The sequence below is a fragment of the Abyssisolibacter fermentans genome (genome assembly GCF_001559865.1).
Lineage (GTDB): Bacteria > Bacillota > Clostridia > Tissierellales > MCWD3 > Abyssisolibacter > Abyssisolibacter fermentans.
Genome location: NZ_LOHE01000077.1, coordinates 22,639 through 48,743, shown reverse-complemented (window position 1 = coordinate 48,743; position 26,105 = coordinate 22,639). Strand labels below are relative to the sequence as shown.

The window sequence follows — 26,105 nt, the reverse complement described above, 5'->3', positions numbered from 1 at the left end:
TAATATAGTTATTACCAATAGTCGTGAGTTTTCATTAATATTACAATTCGATAGATGTCCAAACACATTTTGAAGAAAATAAACTTATGTAATTTTATGTTAATCAGTTATCAAGATATCAGAGATTTCATCAACTTTTTCTATATATTTTTTTCTTAATCTATTTTTGTTTATATTTGATTTTATTATTTTTTTAATAATTTCATTGTCAATCATAGCATAATTCTTCATCATGTTAAAACCTTCTGTCGGTAATTCTGCTACAAATACGCTAATCGCATATTCCATACCTTTTTGTAGAATTTTAAAACTTTCATTTCTATAGTCAGTGGGATTTAGATTATTGATATCTTTTAATATTTCTTCACTTATATGAAGACAAAACAATACATTTTCTTTTTTACTCAATATCGGAGGATGTGCAAGTGCGCAGGCAAAAGCGCGTTTTTCTAAAAAATTAGAGTCTTTGTATGAGAAGCTTATTAGTTCTCTGATTACTTGAAAATCTTTTTCTGCAATTCTTTGAAAACTCATTGCAACTGCTTCTCTAATCCTCCATCTAGGGTCATTCATTGAATTTTTTAGTAGACTAAAAATAATAGCACGTTTCTGCTTATCTAAGTATAGATAAATACTCCCAAATGCTTGTAAAGCACAAAAAGGCAGAAACTCTTTTGGATCATTTGTAGGCGCATCACAATTGTTTATACTACTAAAGCTATGTAACATATCCCATAATTCATCATCTATAACTTTACCTTCAAAATAATCTCCAAAAGCCTTTGCAAGTTCTAAATTTGCTCTCCTTCCTGGCAAATTAGAATTTTCAATAAGAAATTCTTGTATTTCACTTAATCTATTATTATCTAAATAGAATTCAACTTTATCTGCTAACTGTTCATATTTACCCATTAAAAAATCTCCTTTTTTAGCTTTCACATTATTATAATATAATTATAATAACTTAAAAAAGAGATTATATCAAAAATAGTTTATGAGTATATTAAGGCTTAACATATTATATTTTTATTTTTATTCATTTAACACATGATATCTATCAATATTAAATCTGATTATATCGCCTTCTTTATAATCGTCTGAATTCACACATATAATAATCAATTTATTGTCAAATTTTACATGTAAATCTGTTTTACTGCCTTACCTAACAGTTTCAAAAATCAAGAGTAAATATTATTTTATTTTTAATATAATCATGCTTATTCACAAAACTACAAAACTATGAGTAGTTTAGTTAATAATTCAGAAATAACTTATTAATAAAAAGTAATAAGTTTTATAATAATTTGCAATATGTATTAATATTGTTTACAATGGTAATAATATGACATTCTTTTAAAAGGAGGTATTTATATGAAAAATAATGTTTTTGTTTTAATTATTCTTATTTTTTTAATTGTATTATGCACAGCAGGATGTAATAATAGTGTAGACAAGAATATTGTAGAAACAGCAAAAAAAGTTGAAATTCTAGATAATAAATTTGCTAGCTGTCTAATTAAGTATGATGATTATTTCAACAGCATAAAACCGTTATTTAGCAGCATTATAAATGAAGAAAAGCATATTGAAAGAAATTTTATAATACCTGTTGAAAATTTGAACAAAGCAGAATATGAAAAAGCATATAATTTTACAGCTGAAAATAATTTTAAGCAATATGATGCACAGGTACATATTTCAGGAGTATATGAATTCAAATCTTTAAAAAATGTTTATATTAAAAAGGTAGTAACACCACGTGATAATGAAAGCATAATACCGTATACCGTAGTAAAAAAATATAATTTTGCTAAAGAAGATGATGAATGGAAAATAATTAGTATAGAAAGAAATTTTCACTATGAAAAACCACTAAGAAATGAAAAAAATATTTTCAGTGAAGAACCTGATGGCAAACCTATAGAATACAAACAGACTATTGATCCTTTTGAGAATTAATTTCTTTTTTATAAGTTAGTAATAAAAGATAGCTTACTCATATGAATTAGTGTAAGCTATCTTTTATTAATTTATCCAATAACTTGATTTGTTAATTATTTATTATATTTCTCTAAGGGTACCCAATAAAAGCTTTATTTCTAATTAATTTCCATTATTTTTTTCTAATATATTTCCCAAATACTCTTCTAGTAGTGGATTTACATGTTTACCATTTTGTCTTACTTCAAAATGTAAATGTGGTGCTGTAGCAGATCCTGTTGAACCTACTTTGGCAATTCCTTCACCTGCCTTAATATTTTGACCTTCTTTTACAAGCAGTTCTTCACAATGAGCATACAGTGTACTTAATCCATTATCATGCGCAACTATTATAGCTTGACCATATGAATCCAATTCCCCAGAATATTGTACCCTCCCACTTTTTACAGCTACGATTAAGTCACCTTTTTTTGCATTTATATCTATACCGGTATGAAATTTTTGCTTTTTGATCTCAGGATGAGTTTTTAATCCATAATCATTTATTACTATATATTTATTTGGAATCGGCCATAACATTTCATTTTTTACATTTTCTCCTTTTAACTGACTAATACTAAAATTAGTTTCACCCTTTGCATTTGTTAATAACATCCCACCCATTAAACATACTGTTACAATTGATATTGTTACTATTTTAAATGTCCTTTTTTTAAACTTCGTAATCATTATTATCCTCCTTTTCAAATTAGATTTGTATCCTAGCATTCCAACAACCCCTAAAGGCTTAACAACCTTGTTATTAACTTTTTTAAGTAAATTAAGTATAGTGTTTCCATATTCAATCAATTCATCATTTTTTATGTAAGATAACACCAAAGCATCACATGCTATCTCACAATCAAATTTCATACTATTTAAACCAAACCACACTATTGGGTTAAACCAATTTAGTGCTTTGCAAATAGTTACTAAACAGAATACAACCACATCTTTTCTCTTATAGTGAGAAAGCTCATGTAAAAAAACATATTTAAGCTCATTTTCATCAAGTAACTCAGTAATATTTAATGGCAATAATATTTTCGGTCGTATCACACCATATATAGCAGGAGTACTTATCATATCTGTCATAATAATAGGTATATCTCTATTTATATGCATCTTTTCTAGACAAGCATTATATGTAGCTATTATATTTCTATCTTTCAAAATGCTACACTTGTTTAAGTTTTTTCTGAATATCACATCATTAACTATCGCAAATAATACTATACCAATAGCAACTAATCCCCAAATACATACTAATTTAAAACATAAATTAGTTAAGTTGATTGAATTAATTTCGTTAAAATTAAATCCAAACCTATTTATATCTAATTCAGTTATATTGCTATTAATTAACTCTACAGTATTATGTGAATTATTTTGAACTATATCACCAATTGCACTTATATTACTATATAAAATATGCAGTAAATTATAAATGCTAAATGAGGTCTTTGGAGCAAAAGGTATAATTAATTTTGCTAAAAGTAGAAACCAAATGTTGTAGTTCAAATTAGCTCCGATTCTATCTTTTAATATGAATTTGAAAGAGATTATAACTATAATTATTACACTTGCTTTGATAGATGTATCTAACAACCAATTTAATATACTATTATAACCCATATTACTCCCTCTCTTTATTTTTTCTATTATCTAGTATGTTTTTTAATTCGTCTATTTCTTTGTCAGACAAATCCTCTATTTCTAGAAAATTAGCTATCATAAGCTTTAATGCTCCACCAAATTTATTTTGTAGAAATGATTTACTCTCTGCTCTTATGCATTCTTCCTTTGATAATAATGGATAATAATAGTAAGTCCTATTCTTTTTCTCATAGCTTACTATATTTTTTTTCACCAATCTACTTAATAATGTCTTGACTGTAGTTGGTCTCCAATTAATATTTACAGGTAAGTTATCCATAATTTCACTAGAAGTATGTGGTGGATCGTTCCAAACAATTTGCATAATTATCCACTCAGAATCAGTAATCTTCGGTAATTGATTCATTTTTTCACCTCCTATAACTACATTTGTAGTTTTTGACTCTATAAATAGTCTACACTTGTAGACATGAAATTGCAATACTTTTTTTAATTATTTTACTTACCTAGATTATGTTGCTGATATCTAAACAAACATAAATAATAAAAATAGTACAAATAAAAGAAATATCATTTATTTGTACTATTTTTAATTTTAAAATCTATTTAATTACTTATAGTTAATAATTTATATTTTCTAAGTTTATAAAAATCTAAAGACAATACTTTTTACAAGTTTAACATCTATTTAGCCACCTTGCTATTTGTTTTATAACAACATTTGCATAAGGCTTTAAAAATCAAAATTATTTCTCCACTGTTTTTAAAAAATATACGGGTATGACACCTAAAAAGTATATTAAATCAGTTAAAGAGCATTAATATAAAACTTTTAGATAAAACTATTTATATAACCTAACAAAAATATTAAAAATTATTATACAAATGACTATTATTTATTTATAATTAATATAGGAGCAACGAACAACTGTATAGTTTTTGAGAGGAGGTATATATGGGAAAAGAATTGTCAGAAATGACACTTGAAGAATTATGGGAATTATTCCCCATCATCTTAAAAGAACATAATACTGATTATAAAAATTGGTATGAAATTGAAAAACAAAGACTTTTGAGTTTTATTGATAAAAAAAGTATCATACGCATTAATCATATAGGAAGTAGTGCTGTTAAAGGATTGATTTCTAAGCCGACAGTTGATATTTTATTGGAAGTAGATAACAAGAGCAATATTGAACAATTGAAAGATACACTACTGAATAATGGTTGGCTATTGATGTCATCTCAAAAAAAACCATATATGAGTATGGCATTTAATAAAGGCTATACAAAAGAAGGATTTGCAGAAAAAGTATATCACTTGCATGTTCGATATTATGATGACTGGAATGAATTATATTTTAGAGACTATCTTATACAGCATGAAGAAGTCGCTAACGAATATGGTAAACTTAAATTAAGACTACTAGAAAAGTATGAGCATAACCGAGATGGATATACAGATGCTAAATCTGATTTCATTTTGAAATACACAAAAAAAGCAAAAGAAGAATATGGTGATAAATATAGCCCAAGACATTTATAAATTTAAATATACACGATAAAAAACACTCTTATTTCAAGAAGGAGTGTTTTTACGTCCATTATTATAAGGAAACAAACTTGTCATATATGCTATTATGTTATATTAAACCATAACTCTCTTTTTCTTTTAATACCAGTTTTCGGATTGCATTTGCTACACCATTATCATTGTTTGCTTCAGTCACATAATCAGCAACTTTCTTAGCTTCATCGATAGCATTACCCATAGCAATTCCTAATCCTGCATATTTAATCATACTGATATCATTGTCACTATCTCCAACTGCTATAATTTTCTCTTTATCAATTCCAAGATATTCTGCTAATTTCTTTACTCCAAATCCCTTGCTAGCACCTTTATTTGTTACATCTAGAAAACAATCTGAAGACTTGTACACTTCTAAATTACCTTCTTTTAATAATTTTTTTCTAACTTCACTTACTGCATTGGAATTATCAGAAAAAACTACTATCTTATATATTTTAGGGTCTTCTTTAAGGCTTTTTTTCATATCCTTAACATTTACAATTTCAATTTTTTCTTTTTCTTTCAAATTTTTATTTATTTCTTCATAGAACTCAAGAAGGAATCCTTGCTTTTCAATAAAAATCTTATTTTCACTATACAAATAACAATCAACATCAAATTCCTTACAAATATCTATTGTATTAATGCATTGTTCTACTGGAATATTATTAGAATAAATAATCCTGTTATTATGCAAATATTTAATAATTCCTCCATTATAGGCTATAATAGGTACGTCGATATTTAACTCCCTAGCATACGCTATAATAGCGGGATAAGTTCTACCTGTAGCAATGGTAACTACTACTCCCTTTTCTTTCAATTCTTCAATAACCATTTTATTTTCCTGTGATATTTTTAAATCACTATTTAATAAAGTTCCATCCATATCTAGTGCTAATAATTTATGTTTCATGCTATACCTCCTAGTAAGAATAATAATATTAAAGCACTCACCATACAGTAAGTGCATTTTAACATGTTTAAGTACTATTTACTTATAATATCTTTAGATTGCAATTGAATATATCTAGGGAGTCCATTCTCAATATTAATATTTGGACTACCAATTATCAAAGGTGTAATATACTCATATGCTTCTTTTGTAACATTGTTTTTATCTGCTGTAATCCATTCATCTGGAAAATACTTTATTTTATTTGCAACTTCTGATGCGTTTATTCTAAAAGTTTCTATTTTATAAGGATTATTTTGAACTCTTTTAATTCCTACCATAAATCCTGTATGACCTTCTATAGAATATTTTACAGCATTTTCTCCAACTAAACAAGCCTCTTGCAAATCAGTATTTGATACACAGTGCATACCACAACGCTGAGATACTCCCAATTCCAAGACTTTTACCCTGTTAGTTATTTTATTTTCAATTATCAAACTCTTTAAGAAATTTCCAACTCCTCCTAGTTGTGCATGAGAAAATGTATCATGTTTATTGCTTAATTTCACAGAAGATAAATAATTTCCATCTTTATCTTTAAGACCTTCTGATGCCACTATATATACTTTATTATTTGTTTCAAATTTATTTGTAACATCTTTTAAGAATTGCTCTTGGGAAAATTCAACCTCTGGTAAATAAATGAAATCAGCTACTGCTTTTCCATTTATTTTAGCAAGTGCCGCGCTAGCAGCTAGCCAGCCTGTATCTCTACCCATAGTTTCTGTAATAAAAATACCATTATTTATATAAACACTAGAATCTAAATAAGTCTCTAATACTGTTGAAGCAATATATTTAGCGGCGCTTCCAAAACCCGGTGTGTGGTCTGTATAATATAGATCATTATCTATCGTTTTAGGGATACCGATTATTTGCTTATTAATACCCTTTATCTTTGCATACTCGCTAAGCTTACTTACCGTATCCATAGAGTCATTACCACCAATATAGAAAAAAGTTTGAATATCTAAATCATCTAAAATATTAAATAATTCCTTATAATTTTCTTCACAAGTATTATAATCCTTCATCTTAAATCTGCAAGAACCCAATCCTGCTGAAGGTGTGTATTTTAAATTTTCTATATCTGACTCTTCTAATTTTGATAGATTTATTATTTTATTATTTAAAATCCCTTCAATTCCATTAATGCCACCATAAACATTATCATAATATTGTGCTTTCATATTTCCTTTTATAACTCCAACAATACTTGAATTTATAACAGCTGTTGGGCCTCCTGATTGTGCAACAAGGCAGTTTTTCATCTTATCTCTCCTATCTAAATAATCCTTTAATATTTATGCTCTTTATGTAATTTTTCATTACGTATAATTTCATTACGTTGTACTAATACCTGATATAAAACAAAATTCCCTCCTTTTAATTCATTATAATTTTAATATTTTTTATGTTAAAATTGCAAGTTAAACTTTCTGATTAAACTTTTTTATGATTAATAGATTTATACTAACATTATATCTTAATTATAATAGTAAATACTTAATATTATCAACAATTTTGATTCACAATTAATTTCATGCAATATAGGAAAGTTTTATGAATTTATACAACAAATTACTATCGCCTTTCTATGTATACATTTATATTAAATCTAAAATATCTTTCGGTTCTTTTAATTCATATTTAGCATTTATGCCTTCTTTTGTTTTTGCTCCCCATAATGCTAAAGCAAAATCTACTCCTGAATCCTTAGCACACTTAAAGTCATACACTGAATCACCAATATATATTGCATCATCTTTTTTTATACCCGATTTATTTAAGAAAGCTAACAATGGTTCTCCATGTGGTTTATGCTTTATAGTATCATCAGCACATATTATTATATCAATATCATTATGTAAATTTAAAGGTTCAATGTCATTGTTGAATTCTTCTATCAATCTTGATGTTACCACTCCTGTTAACACACCTTTATTTTTAATTTGAGATAAAACAGCTTTTATATCTTTATAAGGTTTTATCAAATGATTAAGCTCTTTACAATATCTTATCCATCTATCTAAAACCTCTTTAGTTACTTCTATATCCATTCTTTCCAAAGCTTTTTCAGATGTTATCCCTAGACAAAAAAACAATTCTTCATCTTTCATATCTACATTTTTATATTCTTTTACTATCCTTTTAAAGGAAGCTATAATATTCTCCTCGGAATTTACTAATGTTCCGTCCACATCAAAAATTATGCATTTATACATTGAATTCCTCTCTTTCGTTAATTTTGTTTTATACTTTAGTTAACAAACCATGTTATTCAACATATTAATTCTAATATGTATGATCATAAGAAGCAATAGGTTTATTTCATTTCTATAAAACTTGTTAGTTAGTTGCAACCTTGTAATTTTGAAGGAAATTAGAAAAATATGTAGAATATATAAATCTATTATGAAATAAAATCCAAATAACAATATAGGAGAAATTTTTATGTTTAAAGGTAATAGAATTATCTTGAGAGAATATAAAAAAGATGACCTAGAGTATCTTTTAAAAATTATGAACGAAGAGGAATACAAGAAATACGTAGTTTCAAGAATACCATATCCTAATACATTTAGTGATGTAGAAGAAGATTTTAAAAAAATATCAGGTAATAAAGACTATTATGATTTTGCAATAGAATCCATTGATGAAGGAAAATACATTGGTGAATGTGGTATAAAATCAGTAGATTGGAAAAATAGGAAGACAGAAATTTATATTTTTCTAGGCAAAGACTATGTAGAAAAGGGTTATGGAACTGATGCTATGAAAGTATTACTCAGTTTTATATTTAATGAAATGAATTTGCATAAAGTAAAATTAACAGTATTTTCGTTTAATACTAGAGCTATTAAATGTTATGAAAAATGCGGTTTTAGAATAGAAGGTACTCTGAAAAGTGAATTATATAAAGGTGGAAACTATCATGATTTAATTATAATGGGAATTTTGAAAGAAGAATATATTAATCATAATAATTCTTAATTTAACCCTGATTATTCATATAACTCCCCATAGTGTCTGTATAATTTTGAATTATGAGCAGAGAACTAAAATCTGTGATTATATGTGAATCGCTTATTCATTCGAAGAATGAGGTTCATTAATAAAAGATATTCAATTTTCTATGAATAATCTGGATTTAATGAGAATTAAGTATATATATCCATAGTGAAAAAAACAGGAGGTAACAATGAAAAAAACAAAGAAAATTTCACGTATTTTATTTTGGACAGGCATCACAGCTGTTATTATAGCAGTTTTGTTTATTTTGTATGCACTTAATCATCCAGAAAGTTCTTTCTCATGGGGTATAAACATCACCTATTTCATCTATGTAGTATATATTGTGCTGACAATCTCGTTGTTTGTCTTGTCTAATGTATTTAATAAGAAAGACAAGCAACATCTAAACAATTGATTTTCGACACTATATAAACCATTGCCCAATGAATAAATCCACATACTTAATCTCTCAGAGTATGTGGATTTAATATTTTTAGTATTTTGAATTATTTCGAAATGTAATCATTCTTGCTATTTCATAAAACCTATCATATGAGTATTCAAAAAATTGTTTAAAAGTTTGGCAGTAATAATTTAATGGCAAGCTATCATATCCTGTAATACTTCTGTATCTTCGGCATCCACCTCTACAAAGCTTAAACCACTTACATTCCTTACATTCTGAGCTTATGCTAAATGAAGCTTCTATAAAGGATTTAGCAGTATTAGTATTTATAAAATCTTCAAAATTATTATCACTAATACTTCCCAAACAATAATCATCTGTAACATAAAAATCACAAGAATATACACTGCCATCTGCTTCTATAACATTTTGTACAGTACACATTCCTCTCATATCACATGCCTCTGTTTCATGTCCTAATAAAATTCCTAAGATATTATCAAAGTATCGTACACTTTTGAAGTCATCTTTCACAGCGTCACTATACCATAAATCAAAAAATTCTTTCAAAAATTTCAAGTATTTTTCAGGTGTTAAAGAGTATTCTTCCGTTCCCGTTTGTTTAAATAATGGGTCTAAGCATGGAATAAATTGAAGATATCTCATGTTATTTTTCTTAAAGAAGTTATATATTTTATTGACATGTCTAGATGAATTAGCTGTAACTACAAACAATATATTATAATCGACTTTGTACTCTTTTAATAGATTTATAGCTTCTATAACCTTTTTAAATGATCCTATTCCTTCCCTATCTATTCTATTCAAATCATTTATATCTCTAGGTCCATCCAAAGATATTCCAACTAGAAAGTTATTCTTTGATAAAAATTCTGCCCATTGTTTATCTATCATTGTACCATTAGTTTGTATTGTATTTGTTATTTTTATATTTTTATTGTTATACTGATTTTGAAGTTTTATCAAATGTTTATAAAAATCTAGCCCTGCTAAAGTTGGTTCTCCTCCTTGAAATGCAAAATTACATGCTCCATCAGCATATTCTAATGCTTTCTTTACTATAATTTCCAATATATCTTCTTTCATTATACCATAGGAGGCAATTTCTCTATTCTCTGCAATTGAATTGTAAAAGCAGTACTTACATTTTAAATTGCAATTACTTGAAGCAGGTTTTATTAACAAATTTAATGGCGGCATAATATTTCCTCTCTCATTTATCTGCGTCTTTCTTTTTGGGCTGGTACATAATCTGCTGTCTCTACCATAAACTTTAATACTCTTTCTTTAAATGTATTTATTATATCTTTATATGCTTTATCATAGATAATATTTTCTAGTTCATATGGATCTTTTTCTAAATCATAAAATTCGTCATGTTCTTCTAATCTATAAACATATTTATACTTTTTATTTCTTATCATAACTGCTTTTTTATGCTCAGGACCACTACTTGCTTGTACACTAAGTCTAGGCCAATAAAGTGATGTTTCTTTGTGTCCTAATTCCATGCATTGTGGTTCACCATCTATTCTTCCACCTTCACAAAACACATAGTCCTTGTGTTTATCTTCTCCTCTTAAGACTTGTAGCAGTGATTTGCCGTAATGATTATATTCTAGAGTAATACCTGCTATTTCAGCTACAGTTGCAGGAATATCAAGAAGCTCAGCTAAAGCATCTGTTATTCTTGGTTTTACCTCAATTCCTTTAGGCGGTTTTATTATCAAGGGTACGTTCGTTAAGCAATCTTCAAATGTATTTTGAGTCTTTTCTACTAATCCATAATCCCCAGTAAAATCACCGTGATCACTGAATATAAATATAGCTGTATCATCATAAATGCCTGCATTTTTCAATGCATTAACTATTAAACCAAATTGATAATCAACTCTCAAGCACATAGCAAGATAAGTAGCTTTTAGCTCCCTAAAATCTTCGGGTGTAAATTCATGTAACCTTTGTCTTTCATATATACCTTTTAATATACTCGGTTTTAACGACCAATCATCAAAACTCTCTACCAAATTCATCTTACTTCTATCTATCATGCTGTAAAAAGGCTCTTCTACAGCATAAGGTGGATGCGGATAAAGAAGTGGTAAATACATGCACAGCGGTTTATCTTCTTTATAATTCTTTATCTTATCTACTAACGCATTGACATAAGCCCAATCGTGCTTTATAAATGAGCTGTCATCTATATTACTTTTACCTGCATAAAATGAATAATAATTCTTACCTTTATACTCACCTCTAAAGCTGTCCTGCCAGCTATGGTCTGATTCTACTTTAGCAGGGTCAAAATCAGTCGGTATGAATTTTTCATCACAATATGGTGTTATATCTTTATCTGCTGATATTAAATCATTTTTTCCTCCCCACCAAACATGATATCCATTATCCTTTAATATTTTTAATAATACTGGTTCATCATTTTGCATCATATAATGCATTGTACGATGTCCTCTTACATGTGGATACCAACCACTCATAAAACTACATCTGCTTGGTGTACAAACAGGATTTTGGCAAAATGCATTATTAAAAGATACTCCTTCATTTGTTAATTCATCCATATTTGGAGTTAATGAAGCCTCATTGCCTAAGTGATGAAGTGAATCCGCTCTCATTTGATCAGGGTTAAATATTAAGATGTGTGGCTTTTTTTTCATAGAAGTACCTCCAATCCACTAGAACCTAACATTTTTTAGTTTGTTTTTTACTTTTATATATCTTTTAACTCCAAAAACTAATACAATAAAGCCAAATGGTATAAAAGCATAACCCATTTTGTAAATAATCGGATTGTCAAAAAGCTTTATAAAACCTACTCCAGCTGCTATTATACTTATTGAAGTTCTTACATACGCTAAAAATGTTCTTTCATTTGCCAGTATAGTTCTATCTGTAGCTAAAAAATCTCTAAGTATCATTTTCTCTTTTTGATCATCATATACATTACTCATTAAAGTAGCTCCTTTTATCTTATAAAAATAGGCGAAGACCATGCCATATGCCCATTTTTTTCATAAACTCGAACTCTATAATTATCACAATCTGTTTTTTTAGCTCCTATTTCATATTTAAAGCTAGCTCTATAGCCATCTTCTACAATCCCTTGATACACTTTAAATTTATAAGCATTATGCCAAAACGGATCATCACGATAATATGATGTAAAACCCCATCTTTCTTTTGTTAATTGCTCTATATCATCTCTTAAATGAAATAATTGTGATCCTTCTATTACTTCTCTAACTACTAAATCATATATTTTACCATCAACTTTTAAGTTCATTATTGACTCTAAAGGAGCTTCTACCTCGAAGATTAAAGCTTCATTTTCAACAGGGGATGGACCCATCCATTTACCTGTAGCTGATGATTTATATGTTGTTAGTGTAAAATCACATCTGTCATCTTCTACGTTATTTATTTCTTGTCCAAAATTAGTAAAACATTTTTCAATAGATAATATTTTACCATCTACTTTCAGACTTGCCTGCCAGATTTTCTTTTCAATGTCTTCATAAACTCTTCTGTCCGGTCCCCATCCAAATTCAACTTTAAACTTAAACCTTACATTTTCTTTTAACTCTTTTTCTTCCCATTTACCTGAGTGAGTATATACATGAAGTAGTACATTATTTCTCAATAGCTCTATTCTATCAATAGCATGAGAGCCTTCTGCATTGACTACTGCTTCTAATTTTTCACTGCTGTCAACATTTTCGATAACACTACCCATTACATAGTCATTTATTTTGAAATCCAGTTTAATTCTATCTCCTGTTACTCCATAAACTCTACGATTTAAGAATGCATCCCATATAGCTTCTTTTGTACACTGTTCACTAAGGCAAGCCATTAATCCATGACCATATACTGCTGGTGCACTATGGTTATCTCCTGATGCAATAATTCCAAATATATTGTTTTTATTTAATCCATCTTCTACTGTGCATCCTGATGTCCTTGGTCCCATATGAATATGTCTAGCCATATGAACAGATGTAACATCACTCTCTGAACTACCGTGAGATGAATATATTTCTACAAACGGTGAGTAAGCTTCATTATGTGTACTCCAATTCTTGCCCCTTTTACCCAATTCATAGGCAAGATGATGCGGTATTGCAATAGCTCTGTCAAGAGGCAGCAATTTTATCAACTCTTCGTACCTTAGAGGACGGTGTGTATTTTGGTCGTTGTCGAGATAATACACATTATGATCTCCGTCTAGTCCACTTCCTTGCCATTCAAAGCCCATAAACATTGGATATCCCTCTTTATTCTTTTCTATAACGAACTCTCTAAGTTGTTCCCAATCTTTATTTACAACTTCTTCAGGGTAAATATCTTCAACTCCTAAACCTGTTTCATCTTTTCTCATATAATATGGATAATAGGCTATCGGCCAAAAATCAAGAAGTTTTTTAGCATGTTCAAACCACTTTTCTAAATCTTTCATTTGATTAGAATGAATATTTGAATGCATATCTGTCCAATATATATTGTATTTATTCATATAACCTCACTCCCTTTCATATGTCTCTTTACTTCATCTTTGGAAGTATCCTAGCATCTAATGGTATTTTAAATCTCTCTTCTTCATCAGGCATCAAAGCTTGTCCCCATTTTTTCATTATCTTATGATTTTTACATCTGTTTATGTGTTTCTCTAAAATATATTCAGGGTTCCAACCTTTTAATATTTTTGATTTTAATTCTGTTGCTACATCTTCATTCTCACAAATTATATTTCTCAATTCATACGGATCATTATTGATGTCAAATAATAAATCTTCATCATCATAACCTGAAAAATGAATATATTTATAAGCATCTTGATAAATCATTCTTCCAACAAAATGCGTATTGTCGTCTTTAGATAAAACATGTTCACAAAAAATATTTCTATCAATATCATCTTTTGATGTAGTCAATTCTTTAACTAAACTTTTTCCATCAGGATTAGGCAAAAACTCTGCTCCTGCAAGTTCTATAACTGTTGGAGCTACATCCATTATACTAACTGCCCCTTGTTTTATAATATTTTCATTTATCCCATCACCTGCTATAATTAATGGTATCCTTGATGAATCTTCGTAAAACGTCTGTTTTCCAAATAGATTTCTTTCTCCCAGCTGATCTCCATGATCAGACATATATATATAAACACCTTTCCTATCATTTGAATTAAGATAATTGTCCCACGCTTTTTTTACAATACCAACTTGTCTGTCCATGTTTTCAACCATTCCATAATATGAAGCTCTAACTCCTTTTAAGTCATCTATAGAGATATCTTTTTCCATGTGTTTAAATGCACTGTGCTTAGAATTTGTTTCAATTTCCCAAGTCTTTGGTAAAGGTAATTTTTCTTTATATTTTTTATATAATTTTTCTGGTGCTACATAAGAAAAGTGTGGTGCATAAGTACCAACAACAATACACTGTGGTTTTTCATGTTCTTCATTTAAATAATCTACAGCAGCTTTAATAACTGCTTTGTCATATTCTAATACTGGAGAATTACCTCCTCCTATAACGTTTAAACATCCCTTCATATTAGTTGTTCCAATAAACGGTCCCATATCTGTTCTGTTTTTTCCACCTGTACCCCAATAAAGCGTAGTAATATCTCCCATAATTCGTTTAGTAAATCCATGTCTTTGATTTACTCCTTTAAAATGCATACGACCACAAAGTACTGTTTCATAGCCGCTAGCTGCTAATGAATGAAGGAATGTTGCTTGATCGTCGTATATAGTTTCTTCATTATTAAAAACATTTAGCTTTGAAGGTAACTGCCCTGTTAAAAATGACATCCTCGCCGGTACACATAATGGACATGATGTATAAGCTCTATTAAAACTTGTACCTTCAGATGCTAAACTGTCTAAATTAGGAGTATTAACATCTTTATTGTTAATACCTATTACATTTGGGGTATGCTGATCTGTCAAAAATATTAAAATATCTTTTTTACTCATAACATCACCTTATTTTTTAAGTTTTTAACCCTGATTATTCGTATAACTCCCGATAATATGTTGTAGGTTTCTGAATTAGAAGATTTCAGTGAATTTGAAGGCATACCGAGTTGGTATGTCGAGAATTTAATGGACATCTTCTAATCAGAAGGATCCTTATTAATGTATCTCCTATTCCGTTCCTTCATAGGAGTAAGTGATTTACACCAAATCAAGATTTGGGTTCACTACTCACAATTTTCTATGAATAATCTGGGTTTAACACTTCCTATACTTTCTTTTCCTGCATTTATAGCAATTTCAGTTAATTCTCTTATACCAACACTTTCTCTCCTTGACAGTACTTCTAAAAGCATAGAAATATTTGTACCATATACAAAACTTACATCTTCTCTTTCTCCAAGTGCCATAACAGAAGCATTCATAGGTGTTCCGCCAAACACATCAAGTAAAACAATACACCCATCACTTGTATTTATTGTTTTGATTTTATCTAATATTTTATTTTTTAAAATTTCTAACCCTTCTCCATGAACAAATGAAACAGCTTCAATGTTTTCTACTTCTCCATATATCATCTTTGAAGTATCAATTAAAGCCTTTGCATATTCATTATGAGCTACAATTAATATACCAATCATAATAATCATGTCCTCCTACTTGAAATTTATAAAGACTAAAGGGGCTATCCCAAGCTTCAATATTGAGTTAGTCCCTTTAAGTCATTAATTACATTACATAATGCCTACTGCTACCATAACAGAAACAAAAGCTAGAAGTGATAATATAACTTTATTAACTGACCAACCTTTTTTATCTATTAAGTAATAAACTAAAAGAACTAGTACAAGTGGTAGTAATTTAGGCATAATCTTATCAAAAATAGATTGTAATGATATAGACATTTCGCCTGATTCATAAATAAAACGTACTGGTACTTTTACGAAACTTGCACTAACACCACCTATAGTAATTAATCCAACAATATTCAATGCTTGTGTTACTTTAGAACTTAAGCCTTCTTGTAATATACTCTTTGCAGCTCCGATACCTAATTTATAACCTTTCATAAATAACCAATAACGCATTGCAATCATTGAACCTAACCAAACTACAATGTAGAAAATAGCACCAAGTGGCGAACCACCATCTGATAAACCTAAAGCTATACTCAACAATATTGGCATATAAGTACCAATAATAATCGAATCACCAAGTCCTGCAAAAGGTCCCATAAGAGCATTTTTAGTACTTACTATTAAATCCTCAGAGATGGGCTGTCCATTTGCCCTTTGTTCCTCTAATGCTATTGTAATACCAGGTATAATTGATCCTAAATTAGGTTCTGTATTAAAGAACTGCATATGTCTGACTAATGCTTTTTGGTATTCCTCTGGATCTTTATATAACAACTTAAGAATTGGTACCATCATATGAGTAAATGCTAATCCCATCATACGTTCAAAGTTCTGCGCACAATGCGAGAAGAATATAAATCTAAAACAAGCTTTTTGTACTTCTTTTTTTGGCAATTTGATTTTACTGCTATTTTTTGCATTATCCATATTATGCAGCCTCCTTTCTATACATAACATCTAATACTGCTACGAAACTTGCTAAAATCGCTAGAGATAGAATAGTAATATTTAAAGATGCTACAACAACAAAACCTGCTAAGAAAAATACAATCATCTTCTTATCGTTTAATGTTTGTCTTAATAATAATGCAAAACCTATTGCAGGTAACATTCTACCAAGAACTATAAATATATTACCTATAAGTTCAGGCATTGCAGTAGTTAGTTTTTGAGCTGCTGGCGCTCCAAAGTAACAAGCTAAAAATATAACTGTAAAACGAATTAAAAATGTTGGAACTGTACCTAGTATATTGGTACGCATGATAGCTTCACCATTTCCCTGCTCAGCATATTTATCTGCCTTATGTACAAATGATGCATTAAATGACATAAGGAAGTTAAATACAACTATTCCAAGGAAACTTAGTGGAACAGCTAATGTAACAGCATATTCTGGTCCTCCACCACTAACAAGCGCTAAAGGTATACCTATATACGCTGCAAAGTTAATATCTGCTGGTAAAGAACCTCCTGGAGTAACAAGACCTATATACATTGCTTGTACAGCTGCTCCTGCTAAAATACCAGCTTTTACATCACCTAAAATAATTCCGATTATAAGACCTGCAACTAATGGTCTACCAATAGTATTCCATCCACCTGTAACTCCAAAAAACCAAGGTGTTCTTTTAGCACCTAAATAACCAAATAGTCCTATAAGTACCGCTTGCCATAAAGACATAAAACCATCCTCTCTTTTAAATTATTTTTATAATATCGTCCCAAGTAAGCTTTTCAGCATCAGGAACGGTTTGGACAAAAATATCAATACCTTTTTCATTAATTCTCTTTAGTGCTTCTATTTCATCATCTAAAAGATAACAGAATGAAGCTAATTTAGTTGTATGAGGTTTATTGCTCATTGGTCCAATATTATATCCTAAATCTGAAACAAATCCTGCTTCTATTACCTTTTCCATAACTCTTGGAGAGCGACTAAGTATTAATGTATTGTCCTGCTTACCTTCAACCTTAGTCTTTATACCATCTGCATCACTTAGTTTAGAAATATACAGCTTTACTCCAGCTGGACATGCTAGTTCAAATATACTGGATAACATTGGGTCATTTGCAATTTCATCATCAAAAATAACTATTGCTTTAACATTAAGACTGCTAACCCATCTAACCATTACTTGACCGTGAATCAATCTATCATCTGTTCTCATTAGTTTTACTTTCATTAATTGAACCTCCTTTATTTTTTCATGCTATATATTATTGCAAAACCTATGCCAAAACACTAGATTAAATAAACACGTTTTCCTGTGTTGTTATTTTAAAAAACAAAACACTATATACTTTTTATAAAACACTATAAAGTTTTAGTGTTTTATATTGTAAAACTAAACAAACAGTTTTATAATAATACATAAATACTAATGAAGAAAGAAGATGAAAATCATGTTAAGAAAAGACAAGGTTTTAAATTCACTTATAGAAGCATGTGATAAACTTGTTAACATAAAAACAGAGAATTTCAATACTTTCGGCTTCACAGCAAACGAGATAGCTGAAATACTAGGTATATCTAGAGCTAATGCAAGTAATGATTTAAATACCTTATTTAAAGAAAACAAAGCAATCAAAATACAAGGTCGTCCTGTAAAATTTTTAGATTCTCGTTGGTATTATGATGAAAATAAAAATATTAAACTTGATGAAAGCAAAATACTTAATGAAAAAACAGCTTCTAATGATCCTTTTGATACTTTAGTAGGTTCTGGTGGAAGCTTAAAAAGTTTATGTGAGCTGGCAAAGGCTGCTATACTCTATCCTCCAAACGGTCTTCATACTTTGATTTTAGGAGAATCTGGAACAGGCAAAAGCCTTATAGCAAGTTTAATGCACAAATTCGCTATTTTTACAAAAAAATATTCATCAAACACACCTTTTGTAGTTTTGAATTGTGCAGATTATTCTAATAATCCTCATTTATTAGTTTCTCTATTATTTGGTCATATAAAGGGTGCATTTACAGGTGCAGAAACTACAAAAGAAGGCTTGATAAATCAAGCTGAAAATGGCATTTTATTTCTAGATGAAATACACAGGCTACCTCCTGCTGGACAAGAAATGCTCTTTTCTATTATTGATAAAGGAGTATACAGGAAAGTTGGAAGTGAAAATGAAGAAGACATACACAATGTTTTAATTATAGGAGCAACTACAGAAGACCCTGAAAAAAACTTATTAACAACCTTTTTAAGAAGAATACCTATCATATTGAATGTTCCTTCTTTGAATGACAGACCTATCAAGGAACGTATTGAATTAATTAAAGTTTTATTTACTATAGAAGCTAATAAATTAAATATTCCTATACAAATCACTGCTCCTGTTATAAAAATATTACTAACTAGAATTAAAGAGGGTAACATTGGAAAATTAAAAAGTATTATTCAATATTCATGTGCAAAAGCTTTTTTAAATCACACTATACTAAACGAAAAAGATTTGCTGGTTACACAGCAATGTTTACCTGAAGATATACGACTAACTGTATATACTGAACAAAATCATAAAATTAAAACAGCCAAGCTCTATGTTCTCCCTGATAAAATCAATGCTCCTTCTGTTAAGACAAAATTAACACCTTCTAAATGGTATAAAAAATTAGATGATGATATTAGAGAACTAATGAGCTTAGGTTATACAAAAGATCAAGCAATTTTGACATTAGGAGAAAAACTAGACTTAAACTTCAATTATAATTCGGCTCAGATATATAAACAGCAATTTAAGAAACTATATTCAATTGTTCCAAAGGATGTTATTAATATAATTGAACGCCTTCTTAGAATCATTAAGGAAGAAAGCAACATAACAATTACACCTCAGATGATAAGTGCTTTAAGCTTATTTATAGGTCAGATATTAAATCACTCTGAAAGCGAAAGTAAACATTTGGACTTTAACTATAATATAAATAATATAACTAAGGAAGAAAATTTATTGGCTATGAGACTTACTGATGAAATTGCTAAAGTTACTGGACTCAGAATTCCTAAAGCTGAGACAAGTTTTTTGTCAAGTTTATTTCATTCAGTTAATATTTTAGAAAAAACGAACAATCGTATTCCTATTATCATATTAGCACATGGAGAAAACTCGGCTACCAGCATTTCAAATGTTGTAAATAATATATTTGGTGAAAAAGTAACCTACGGTTTTAATCTACTATTGGATGAAAATTTTAATGAGTTTTTTAATAATGTAGCTAGATTTTGTATTAGAATAAACCAAGAAAATGGTATATTATTTTTAGTTGACATGGGTTCACTAGTTAACGTTGGCAAGAAAGTCTCTGATCTAACAGGGCTTGAAACAGCGACTATAGACTGTGTAAATACTCCTATGGTTCTTGAAGCTGTAAATAAGCATTTTGTTATTAATGAATTAGATAAATTAACATCAAGTATAATTGATGACTTTAAATATCATGATTCCTGCCAAATTAACAGAGTTTGCAAAACAGAAAACAGTAACCCAATACCTTTAGATTTGAATCTAACATTGCCAAGGCTTTTAAGCTATTATATAGACTATCTGGATATTGATGAAGTAACAAATCAAATCTATAAATGCATTGATAAGGTTCAAAAAACATTAGGCGAAACTCTTTCTGATAATACTGTATTAATATTTGCAGCACACTTAGCACGTCTTATAGAAAAAATAATAATTCATGATGATTTTTCTAAGGAGACGGATTTAGTAAATATGACATCTCAGTTAAAGGAATACTGTAATATACTAAAAAAATCATTAAAGGAATTAGAATCATATTATCAAATTAACATACCAAATCATGAAGTCAGATTTTTATCTGAAATTCTTTTGATGAATATTAATAAGGGAGAGTAATCTCTCCCTTTAATCAAATTTATTTGCTTTTGAAAATATTGATAATCAATCTGTAGTATATAAACATTCACGCCTTTATTATGGAATATCTCTAATGTATCAACTTTATTATTTTTTTATACTAAACTTACAATTTAAGAAAATTTAATAAATACATTAATAATTTGACATTCTTACAAATGTAATTATACAATTACCTTAATCACAGAAAGGGGGAAAAATATGAAAACATATATATTTATGTATGATAATTTTGCTCAATTTGAAGTTATTTTAACCAACTATTTAGCATCAGCAGCTGGTGAGGTTATAACAGTAGGTATTGACGATAGTGTAGTGACTTCTATGGAACAATTTAAAATGATACCTCACAAAATATTATCTGATATCAATGTAGATGATGTAGATTTATTTGTTATTCCTGGTGGAGATCCAGATAATATTAATAAAAAACAAGAGTTATATGATTTTATACAAAAACTTAATGACAAAGAAAAGCTTATAGGAGCTATATGTTATGCACCTATACATTTGGCAAGGGCGGGTATCTTAAAAGGTAAAAAGTTTACTACATCAATGCCTGTGGATGAGTATAAAGAATTTGAAGATGCTCACTTTGTAAATCAAAATGTAGTAGTAGACGGTAATATTATTACTGGTAAAGGTGTAGGTTATATTGATTTTGCAATCGAAATAGGTAAATTATTAGATATATACGAGAATGAAGCAGAGCTCATGGATACTATTAACTTTTTTAAGCATCAAAAAATATAGAATATCAATATAATTTATATACAATTGGAGATTAGAAATGAATGTATTAAGAAATATATTATACATGTCTTTAACGATAGTTTTTCAGGATTAACTATAAGAAAACTACATAAAGTACTCCCTAACTGGATTAATATATACGCTGGTGATATACTATGGGCTTTTATGATTTTTATGCTCTTTGGATTTCTGTTAAATAAAATAACTTCAAAACAACTTGCTATTATCAGTTTGATATTCTGCTTTTGTATAGAATTCAGCCAATTATATAGTACTGAATGGATTAATTCTATTAGATGTACTAAACTAGGAGGATTAATTTTAGGTAGAGGATTTTTATGGAGTGATCTTGTTTCTTATAGTATAGGAATATCGATTGGGTATTTTGTGGATTACCATATATTTAAAAATCACTAATTGAAATAATTGAAACATTTATGAAATTTCAAAAGCTTGCTAGCCTATTTTATAGACTATGCAAGCTTTTTAGCTGTAAAAATAACAATTGCAAGATAAAAAGCTTTACGGTGTTTCTTCAAATATATTTCTCCTTGATATTAATGTTAAAAAACCAAAATCGTTTAATATATGTATTATAACAGCTGTCCATATGCTATGTGTAACATAGACACTTATACAGCAGATTATACCTAAGATTAAAGAGCCGAAAATAACAAATTTGTTTTCTTTCCAAGTCTTTGCATGTAACAACATGAAAATAATTCCACTTAAAACCACTGCTAATTTAAGATTAGTTAATTTGTATAATGACAAAAAAACCATACCTCTATATAGAAACTCTTCAGCTGGCAGTTCTAATAAGTATATTAAAACACATGTTTTCAGCATACTCATATTAAAATCTTCTCTTTTTACCTTAACGCCCTTTGATAAAATTATATGAGTCAATAAAAAAGCCAGTCCTATTATTGTTCCTAAAATTATCGAATATGAATCAATATAAAGATACGATTTATCTATAATAGCTATCAAAACTAATCCAATAGCTAGATTAATTATCCTTCTAACTACATTACCTAATAAAGTTGTCGTTGGTTTATATATATCTACCACAGCTAACACAATACCAAGCGAAAACATAAATATCATCATTTATACACTCCAATAAAATTATAATACATACTCCATTTGACAATCATATGGCTCTTTGTCAGCTAATTCTTTATTAATTTCTGCTGCCTCTACACAGCCCCTTTTAACATAAAAAGCTTGTGTTTCCTCTGAGGAGTTTGCTGATATATAGAGTTTTTTTGCATCTTTTTCTTTAGCTATTTCACAACATAATACAAATAATTTTTTTCCCAATCCATAGTTTCTATATTCATTGGACACGTGGAGCTTTGATAGCTGTAAATATTGATTGTAACTACCAAAGAACTCATTTACAATACATGCAAAAGCAATTAATTTATTGTCATCAAATCCTCCTAAAATAGTCCCACCATTTTTAATGCAGTCATAAAATACGTCTTTTACTATGTGTAATTTTTCATTTTCATCCCAATGCTCAGTAAAACAAATATCTTTTAAGATATATTGATCGTTTTCTTTTCTCCATGCACGCTTTACTTCTTGAAAACGATTAAAATGCTTAAGTAAATCATAAGCTAAATCATCAAGTGTTAATTCTCTAATTGTTAAGTTATTCTTCAAAGTCATAATTTAATCCTCACTATTATTATTTGTTATTATAATCCCAGATTACTCATAGAAAATTAAATACCTTTTATAAATGAACCTCATTCTTCGAATGAATAAGCGATTCACATAAAATCACAGATTTTAGTTCTCTGCTCATGATTAGAAGATGTCATTAAATTCTCGACATACCAACTCGGTATGCCTTCAAATTCATTGGAATCTTCTAATTCAAAATTATACACCATACTATTCAAAGTTATACGAATAATCATGGATAATTATATCAAATTAATAATAGTAGGTGGTATAGAATAGTTTGATATAATAATTTTTTATTTATATAAAAACCGATATTATTTCCAATAATATATTTGTTTCAATATTCATATCAAAATATAATGCAATGCATATTTGAGTTTCCTTACTGCCTTGAATTCTTGTTTTAATATCAGAAAGTAGCATATTTTTATTATAAAAATCGGTCAAATAATCATCTGCTCCGTATACTTCAATAGAATACTTTTCTATCAATGAAGCATAATCAACTTCAAGTGCCTTTTCTCTTGATATAGTCGTTTCAAAAAATATTGAATCGATGTTAAGCCCAATATCTCCTATTGATTCTATAGTAATAATAGGGATAGGAAAAAATTCAGTTAAAAAATCATCATTATATTTGACAGAGTGCATATTATACCAACCTATTGATGCTTTGTATCCGTTATCCACTACTTCTTTATAAATAGATTTCACTTTTTTATGTAAAGGCTCATATATTTCATTAAGAATATTATGTTTATTCATATTCACTAATCTTGTTCCTCCAAAGATTTTGTATATTAATGCTCCTTTTGACACTGTTCACAGTAATATATACTCCCGCCTAAATAGGCTTTTTTTATGATTTTACCTCCGCACAATTTACATGGTTCTTTTACTGTTTTCTTACTGAGCTTAGTTTTATAATTACCTAAGTTTCCAAACAAATCTTTTTCAGTATCTCTGCCATTTTTCATAGTCATATCGTGTAAGGTAGTTTTTATAGAATTATAAAGTATTTTTATTTCTTTCTCATCTAATGAAACAAACTTTCTTTTTGGATGAATTTTTGCGTTAAACAATATATCTTGAAGCACACCATTTCCAAACCCGGGTATACGCTGCTCAGTAGCTAATACAGCTTTAATACTTTTTTTCTGCAAAGCTTCATCTGATATTAAAGCTGTAAAATATTCATAGTCAAACTTATCAGAAAGTGGAGAAGGTTTTTGCCTTGCTATCTCCAAATATTGATTATCAAATTCTCCATCTTCATAGCACCATAAACCACCATACATTTGAACACCTGCTGTTAAGACAGTATTATCATCAAATTCTAATAACAATTGATGCTTTTTAGGTAGTTTTTCACCCGCTTTAATATACTTAAAGTTAACTCCATCACCTAATAGCAATTTAGTAATCCCTAATTTAACCTCTACAAAACTTCCATAAACATTTGCTTTTTCTATAGTTTTACCCATTAACCTTTTTGGATAATCCTTAGGGTCTTCATAAAACCAAGCAAACTTATGAGGTGAAGAATTTGCTATAACTTTAGTGATTTTTTTACCTGTCAGTGTTTCATTAATTTGTCTTGTAATTGTAACAGCTTCAGGTATTTCAATCATAATATGCCTCCTAGTATTTTATAGATGTAATTCTATTAAAATTCATATTACCATATGTAACATGACAACTATACGTCATATATAATCTTAATAAAATTCACTATACCTATCAATAAATTCATCCAAACAAACCCTTATAGGATCACTTAAATTTTCTGGTATTTCATCTATAGCAAAAAATTTAGCATCTCTTCCTTCTACCATATCTACCTTTATATCTCCCCTATAATCTTTGCATACATATGTAGCAGTCACATTGTAAACCTCATTGCCATCTGGATATTTATAATATAATTCTTTACCTGAAAACACATTCAAAAGCATTAATTTATGACATTCTAAATTGACTTCTTCTTTTACTTCTCTTTTAGCTGTTTCTTCTAAGGATTCTCCTAATTCCATAGCTCCTCCAGGTAATCCCCACCAATCTCTATCAGTTCTGTGATGCAGTAGTATTGCTCCTTCTTTGTTTATTAGTATTACATTAGCTCCACACATTATTATTGGTCTAGTTCCTACTAATTTACGAAGGTCACCTATATAATCCCCCATATTTTTCTCCTTTTTCAATTTTTTATTACACTGTTTATTATACCATAAAGTTGCAATTTCAAATATATTAATACCCTTCTGGATATCAAACATGAATTGCATTATTAACAAGCAACCAATACAGTTACTAGGAGACATGCAAGGTTTCTTTCTAAGGAACATTGATGCGCATGTTTTTTCCTTCCACTTTTAATAAGGATGTAACTCCTACTCATTTCATCCCTAGCAGTAAGTGATTCACGAAAAATCATAGATTTCTGTTCTCTATTCAAAACATGTACACCACCGCGTAAAAAAAAGATTCCTGCATGGCTCCTTCGCCACATACTATAGAATTAAACGAATTTAAATTAATTATTTATATAGAAAAA

At 28.8% G+C, this 26,105-nt stretch carries 27 protein-coding genes and 1 pseudogene; 8 read left to right on the top strand and 20 right to left on the bottom strand.

Annotated features, from left to right (window positions below):
- Nucleotides 1-99 precede the first annotated feature (99 nt).
- Complete coding sequence (locus AYC61_RS15055) at nt 100-912, bottom strand: hypothetical protein (RefSeq protein ID WP_066504157.1); 813 nt, start codon at nt 910-912, stop codon at nt 100-102.
- A gap of 462 nt (nt 913-1,374) precedes the next feature.
- On the opposite strand from AYC61_RS15055, the gene AYC61_RS15050 reads away from it, so the two are divergent.
- On the top strand, nt 1,375-1,962 hold the full coding sequence (locus tag AYC61_RS15050) for a hypothetical protein (RefSeq protein WP_066504154.1): 588 nt from the start codon (nt 1,375-1,377) through the stop codon (nt 1,960-1,962).
- 144 nt (nt 1,963-2,106) lie between these two features.
- On the opposite strand, the gene AYC61_RS15045 is transcribed toward AYC61_RS15050, so the two are convergent.
- Both AYC61_RS15045 and AYC61_RS15040 read right to left on the bottom strand, forming a co-directional pair.
- Nucleotides 2,107-3,618, bottom strand: a complete 1,512-nt coding sequence (locus AYC61_RS15045; RefSeq protein WP_066504152.1) for a M56 family metallopeptidase — start codon at nt 3,616-3,618, stop codon at nt 2,107-2,109.
- A 1-nt stretch (nt 3,619) separates the two neighbouring features.
- On the bottom strand, nt 3,620-4,006 hold the full coding sequence (locus AYC61_RS15040; protein WP_066504149.1) for a BlaI/MecI/CopY family transcriptional regulator: 387 nt from the start codon (nt 4,004-4,006) through the stop codon (nt 3,620-3,622).
- A 332-nt stretch (nt 4,007-4,338) separates the two neighbouring features.
- On the opposite strand from AYC61_RS15040, the pseudogene AYC61_RS22300 reads away from it, so the two are divergent.
- Nucleotides 4,339-4,422, top strand: a pseudogene (locus tag AYC61_RS22300) (AraC family transcriptional regulator); the annotation flags it as partial.
- Between the two features lie 133 nt (nt 4,423-4,555).
- Nucleotides 4,556-5,146, top strand: coding sequence for a GrpB family protein (locus AYC61_RS15035; RefSeq protein WP_066504146.1), 591 nt, complete (start codon nt 4,556-4,558; stop codon nt 5,144-5,146).
- 97 nt (nt 5,147-5,243) lie between these two features.
- Here the strand turns inward: AYC61_RS15035 and AYC61_RS15030 are convergent, their stop codons facing one another.
- From AYC61_RS15030 to AYC61_RS15020, 3 genes are all read right to left on the bottom strand, one after another.
- On the bottom strand, nt 5,244-6,089 hold the full coding sequence (locus AYC61_RS15030; RefSeq protein WP_066504144.1) for a Cof-type HAD-IIB family hydrolase: 846 nt from the start codon (nt 6,087-6,089) through the stop codon (nt 5,244-5,246).
- Nucleotides 6,090-6,163: 74 nt separating this feature from the next.
- Entirely contained in the window at nt 6,164-7,402 is a 1,239-nt protein-coding gene (locus AYC61_RS15025) for a 6-phosphofructokinase (RefSeq protein ID WP_066504143.1), read from the bottom strand.
- 336 nt (nt 7,403-7,738) lie between these two features.
- Entirely contained in the window at nt 7,739-8,356 is a 618-nt protein-coding gene (locus AYC61_RS15020; RefSeq protein ID WP_066504140.1) for an HAD family hydrolase, read from the bottom strand.
- Between the two features lie 229 nt (nt 8,357-8,585).
- On the opposite strand from AYC61_RS15020, the gene AYC61_RS15015 reads away from it, so the two are divergent.
- Together AYC61_RS15015 and AYC61_RS15010 are read left to right on the top strand one after the other, a co-directional pair.
- Nucleotides 8,586-9,125 carry a GNAT family N-acetyltransferase gene (locus tag AYC61_RS15015; RefSeq protein WP_066504137.1) on the top strand — a complete coding sequence of 180 codons (540 nt, stop codon included), beginning with the start codon at nt 8,586-8,588 and terminating at the stop codon, nt 9,123-9,125.
- Between the two features lie 208 nt (nt 9,126-9,333).
- Nucleotides 9,334-9,561, top strand: coding sequence for a hypothetical protein (locus AYC61_RS15010; protein WP_066504135.1), 228 nt, complete (start codon nt 9,334-9,336; stop codon nt 9,559-9,561).
- Nucleotides 9,562-9,639: 78 nt separating this feature from the next.
- On the opposite strand, the gene AYC61_RS15005 is transcribed toward AYC61_RS15010, so the two are convergent.
- The 9 genes from AYC61_RS15005 to AYC61_RS14965 all read right to left on the bottom strand — a co-directional run bounded on the left by AYC61_RS15005 (nt 9,640) and on the right by AYC61_RS14965 (nt 18,393).
- Complete coding sequence (locus AYC61_RS15005; RefSeq protein WP_066504134.1) at nt 9,640-10,773, bottom strand: anaerobic sulfatase maturase; 1,134 nt, start codon at nt 10,771-10,773, stop codon at nt 9,640-9,642.
- Between the two features lie 17 nt (nt 10,774-10,790).
- Entirely contained in the window at nt 10,791-12,248 is a 1,458-nt protein-coding gene (locus AYC61_RS15000) for a sulfatase family protein (RefSeq protein ID WP_066504131.1), read from the bottom strand.
- Nucleotides 12,249-12,266: 18 nt separating this feature from the next.
- Entirely contained in the window at nt 12,267-12,542 is a 276-nt protein-coding gene (locus tag AYC61_RS14995; RefSeq protein ID WP_066504128.1) for a DUF202 domain-containing protein, read from the bottom strand.
- Nucleotides 12,543-12,556: 14 nt separating this feature from the next.
- On the bottom strand, nt 12,557-14,104 hold the full coding sequence (locus tag AYC61_RS14990; RefSeq protein ID WP_202906850.1) for a DUF3604 domain-containing protein: 1,548 nt from the start codon (nt 14,102-14,104) through the stop codon (nt 12,557-12,559).
- A gap of 28 nt (nt 14,105-14,132) precedes the next feature.
- On the bottom strand, nt 14,133-15,572 hold the full coding sequence (locus tag AYC61_RS14985) for a sulfatase-like hydrolase/transferase (RefSeq protein WP_066504126.1): 1,440 nt from the start codon (nt 15,570-15,572) through the stop codon (nt 14,133-14,135).
- Nucleotides 15,573-15,799: 227 nt separating this feature from the next.
- Nucleotides 15,800-16,213: a PTS sugar transporter subunit IIA gene (locus tag AYC61_RS14980; protein ID WP_066504122.1), complete on the bottom strand. Its 414-nt coding sequence runs from the start codon at nt 16,211-16,213 to the stop codon at nt 15,800-15,802.
- A 93-nt stretch (nt 16,214-16,306) separates the two neighbouring features.
- Nucleotides 16,307-17,137: a PTS system mannose/fructose/sorbose family transporter subunit IID gene (locus tag AYC61_RS14975; RefSeq protein WP_066504120.1), complete on the bottom strand. Its 831-nt coding sequence runs from the start codon at nt 17,135-17,137 to the stop codon at nt 16,307-16,309.
- 1 nt (nt 17,138) lies between these two features.
- A complete protein-coding gene (locus tag AYC61_RS14970; RefSeq protein ID WP_066504117.1) occupies nt 17,139-17,891 on the bottom strand; it encodes a PTS mannose/fructose/sorbose/N-acetylgalactosamine transporter subunit IIC in 753 nt (250 codons plus the stop codon).
- A 16-nt stretch (nt 17,892-17,907) separates the two neighbouring features.
- Nucleotides 17,908-18,393 carry a PTS sugar transporter subunit IIB gene (locus tag AYC61_RS14965; RefSeq protein ID WP_066504110.1) on the bottom strand — a complete coding sequence of 162 codons (486 nt, stop codon included), beginning with the start codon at nt 18,391-18,393 and terminating at the stop codon, nt 17,908-17,910.
- A 220-nt stretch (nt 18,394-18,613) separates the two neighbouring features.
- Between AYC61_RS14965 and AYC61_RS14960 the strand changes: the two genes are divergently transcribed.
- The 3 genes from AYC61_RS14960 to AYC61_RS20760 all read left to right on the top strand — a co-directional run bounded on the left by AYC61_RS14960 (nt 18,614) and on the right by AYC61_RS20760 (nt 22,267).
- The gene (locus AYC61_RS14960) at nt 18,614-21,076 is read left to right on the top strand and encodes a sigma 54-interacting transcriptional regulator (RefSeq protein WP_066504109.1); all 2,463 of its coding nucleotides are present in this window, start codon (nt 18,614-18,616) and stop codon (nt 21,074-21,076) included.
- A 222-nt stretch (nt 21,077-21,298) separates the two neighbouring features.
- Nucleotides 21,299-21,850 (top strand): DJ-1/PfpI family protein, encoded by a 552-nt coding sequence (locus AYC61_RS14955; protein ID WP_066504108.1) that lies wholly within the window; start codon nt 21,299-21,301, stop codon nt 21,848-21,850.
- A 24-nt stretch (nt 21,851-21,874) separates the two neighbouring features.
- The gene (locus tag AYC61_RS20760; protein WP_242866809.1) at nt 21,875-22,267 is read left to right on the top strand and encodes a ribosomal maturation YjgA family protein; all 393 of its coding nucleotides are present in this window, start codon (nt 21,875-21,877) and stop codon (nt 22,265-22,267) included.
- A gap of 105 nt (nt 22,268-22,372) precedes the next feature.
- Here AYC61_RS20760 and AYC61_RS14950 read toward each other — a convergent pair whose 3' ends face one another.
- From AYC61_RS14950 to AYC61_RS14930, 5 genes are all read right to left on the bottom strand, one after another.
- Nucleotides 22,373-22,963: a CPBP family intramembrane glutamic endopeptidase gene (locus tag AYC61_RS14950; RefSeq protein WP_066504107.1), complete on the bottom strand. Its 591-nt coding sequence runs from the start codon at nt 22,961-22,963 to the stop codon at nt 22,373-22,375.
- A gap of 18 nt (nt 22,964-22,981) precedes the next feature.
- Nucleotides 22,982-23,530, bottom strand: a complete 549-nt coding sequence (locus AYC61_RS14945) for a GNAT family N-acetyltransferase (protein WP_066504105.1) — start codon at nt 23,528-23,530, stop codon at nt 22,982-22,984.
- Between the two features lie 318 nt (nt 23,531-23,848).
- On the bottom strand, nt 23,849-24,316 hold the full coding sequence (locus tag AYC61_RS14940) for a DUF3201 domain-containing protein (protein WP_242866812.1): 468 nt from the start codon (nt 24,314-24,316) through the stop codon (nt 23,849-23,851).
- Nucleotides 24,317-24,351: 35 nt separating this feature from the next.
- Complete coding sequence (locus AYC61_RS14935) at nt 24,352-25,182, bottom strand: DNA-formamidopyrimidine glycosylase family protein (protein WP_066504103.1); 831 nt, start codon at nt 25,180-25,182, stop codon at nt 24,352-24,354.
- A gap of 87 nt (nt 25,183-25,269) precedes the next feature.
- Nucleotides 25,270-25,734, bottom strand: coding sequence for an NUDIX hydrolase (locus AYC61_RS14930; protein WP_066504217.1), 465 nt, complete (start codon nt 25,732-25,734; stop codon nt 25,270-25,272).
- Nucleotides 25,735-26,105: the final 371 nt, after the last annotated feature.

What these genes read in the sequence shown, in the direction of transcription:
- AYC61_RS15005 (WP_066504134.1), bottom strand. Translation starts at nt 10,773, where the DNA reads ATGCCGCCATTAAATTTGTTAATAAAACCTGCTTCAAGTAATTGCAAT.
- AYC61_RS15025 (WP_066504143.1), bottom strand. Translation starts at nt 7,402, where the DNA reads ATGAAAAACTGCCTTGTTGCACAATCAGGAGGCCCAACAGCTGTTATA.
- AYC61_RS15020 (WP_066504140.1), bottom strand. Translation starts at nt 8,356, where the DNA reads ATGTATAAATGCATAATTTTTGATGTGGACGGAACATTAGTAAATTCC.
- AYC61_RS14960 (WP_066504109.1), top strand. Translation starts at nt 18,614, where the DNA reads ATGTTAAGAAAAGACAAGGTTTTAAATTCACTTATAGAAGCATGTGAT.
- AYC61_RS15010 (WP_066504135.1), top strand. Translation starts at nt 9,334, where the DNA reads ATGAAAAAAACAAAGAAAATTTCACGTATTTTATTTTGGACAGGCATC.
- AYC61_RS15050 (WP_066504154.1), top strand. Translation starts at nt 1,375, where the DNA reads ATGAAAAATAATGTTTTTGTTTTAATTATTCTTATTTTTTTAATTGTA.
- AYC61_RS15045 (WP_066504152.1), bottom strand. Translation starts at nt 3,618, where the DNA reads ATGGGTTATAATAGTATATTAAATTGGTTGTTAGATACATCTATCAAA.
- AYC61_RS14985 (WP_066504126.1), bottom strand. Translation starts at nt 15,572, where the DNA reads ATGAGTAAAAAAGATATTTTAATATTTTTGACAGATCAGCATACCCCA.
- AYC61_RS14950 (WP_066504107.1), bottom strand. Translation starts at nt 22,963, where the DNA reads ATGATGATATTTATGTTTTCGCTTGGTATTGTGTTAGCTGTGGTAGAT.
- AYC61_RS14945 (WP_066504105.1), bottom strand. Translation starts at nt 23,530, where the DNA reads ATGACTTTGAAGAATAACTTAACAATTAGAGAATTAACACTTGATGAT.
- AYC61_RS14990 (WP_202906850.1), bottom strand. Translation starts at nt 14,104, where the DNA reads ATGAATAAATACAATATATATTGGACAGATATGCATTCAAATATTCAT.
- AYC61_RS14975 (WP_066504120.1), bottom strand. Translation starts at nt 17,137, where the DNA reads ATGGATAATGCAAAAAATAGCAGTAAAATCAAATTGCCAAAAAAAGAA.
- AYC61_RS15055 (WP_066504157.1), bottom strand. Translation starts at nt 912, where the DNA reads ATGGGTAAATATGAACAGTTAGCAGATAAAGTTGAATTCTATTTAGAT.
- AYC61_RS15015 (WP_066504137.1), top strand. Translation starts at nt 8,586, where the DNA reads ATGTTTAAAGGTAATAGAATTATCTTGAGAGAATATAAAAAAGATGAC.
- AYC61_RS14930 (WP_066504217.1), bottom strand. Translation starts at nt 25,734, where the DNA reads ATGGGGGATTATATAGGTGACCTTCGTAAATTAGTAGGAACTAGACCA.
- AYC61_RS14955 (WP_066504108.1), top strand. Translation starts at nt 21,299, where the DNA reads ATGAAAACATATATATTTATGTATGATAATTTTGCTCAATTTGAAGTT.
- AYC61_RS15030 (WP_066504144.1), bottom strand. Translation starts at nt 6,089, where the DNA reads ATGAAACATAAATTATTAGCACTAGATATGGATGGAACTTTATTAAAT.
- AYC61_RS15035 (WP_066504146.1), top strand. Translation starts at nt 4,556, where the DNA reads ATGGGAAAAGAATTGTCAGAAATGACACTTGAAGAATTATGGGAATTA.
- AYC61_RS14980 (WP_066504122.1), bottom strand. Translation starts at nt 16,213, where the DNA reads ATGATTGGTATATTAATTGTAGCTCATAATGAATATGCAAAGGCTTTA.
- AYC61_RS15040 (WP_066504149.1), bottom strand. Translation starts at nt 4,006, where the DNA reads ATGAATCAATTACCGAAGATTACTGATTCTGAGTGGATAATTATGCAA.
- AYC61_RS14995 (WP_066504128.1), bottom strand. Translation starts at nt 12,542, where the DNA reads ATGAGTAATGTATATGATGATCAAAAAGAGAAAATGATACTTAGAGAT.
- AYC61_RS14940 (WP_242866812.1), bottom strand. Translation starts at nt 24,316, where the DNA reads ATGAATAAACATAATATTCTTAATGAAATATATGAGCCTTTACATAAA.
- AYC61_RS14965 (WP_066504110.1), bottom strand. Translation starts at nt 18,393, where the DNA reads ATGAAAGTAAAACTAATGAGAACAGATGATAGATTGATTCACGGTCAA.
- AYC61_RS14935 (WP_066504103.1), bottom strand. Translation starts at nt 25,182, where the DNA reads ATGATTGAAATACCTGAAGCTGTTACAATTACAAGACAAATTAATGAA.
- AYC61_RS14970 (WP_066504117.1), bottom strand. Translation starts at nt 17,891, where the DNA reads ATGTCTTTATGGCAAGCGGTACTTATAGGACTATTTGGTTATTTAGGT.
- AYC61_RS15000 (WP_066504131.1), bottom strand. Translation starts at nt 12,248, where the DNA reads ATGAAAAAAAAGCCACACATCTTAATATTTAACCCTGATCAAATGAGA.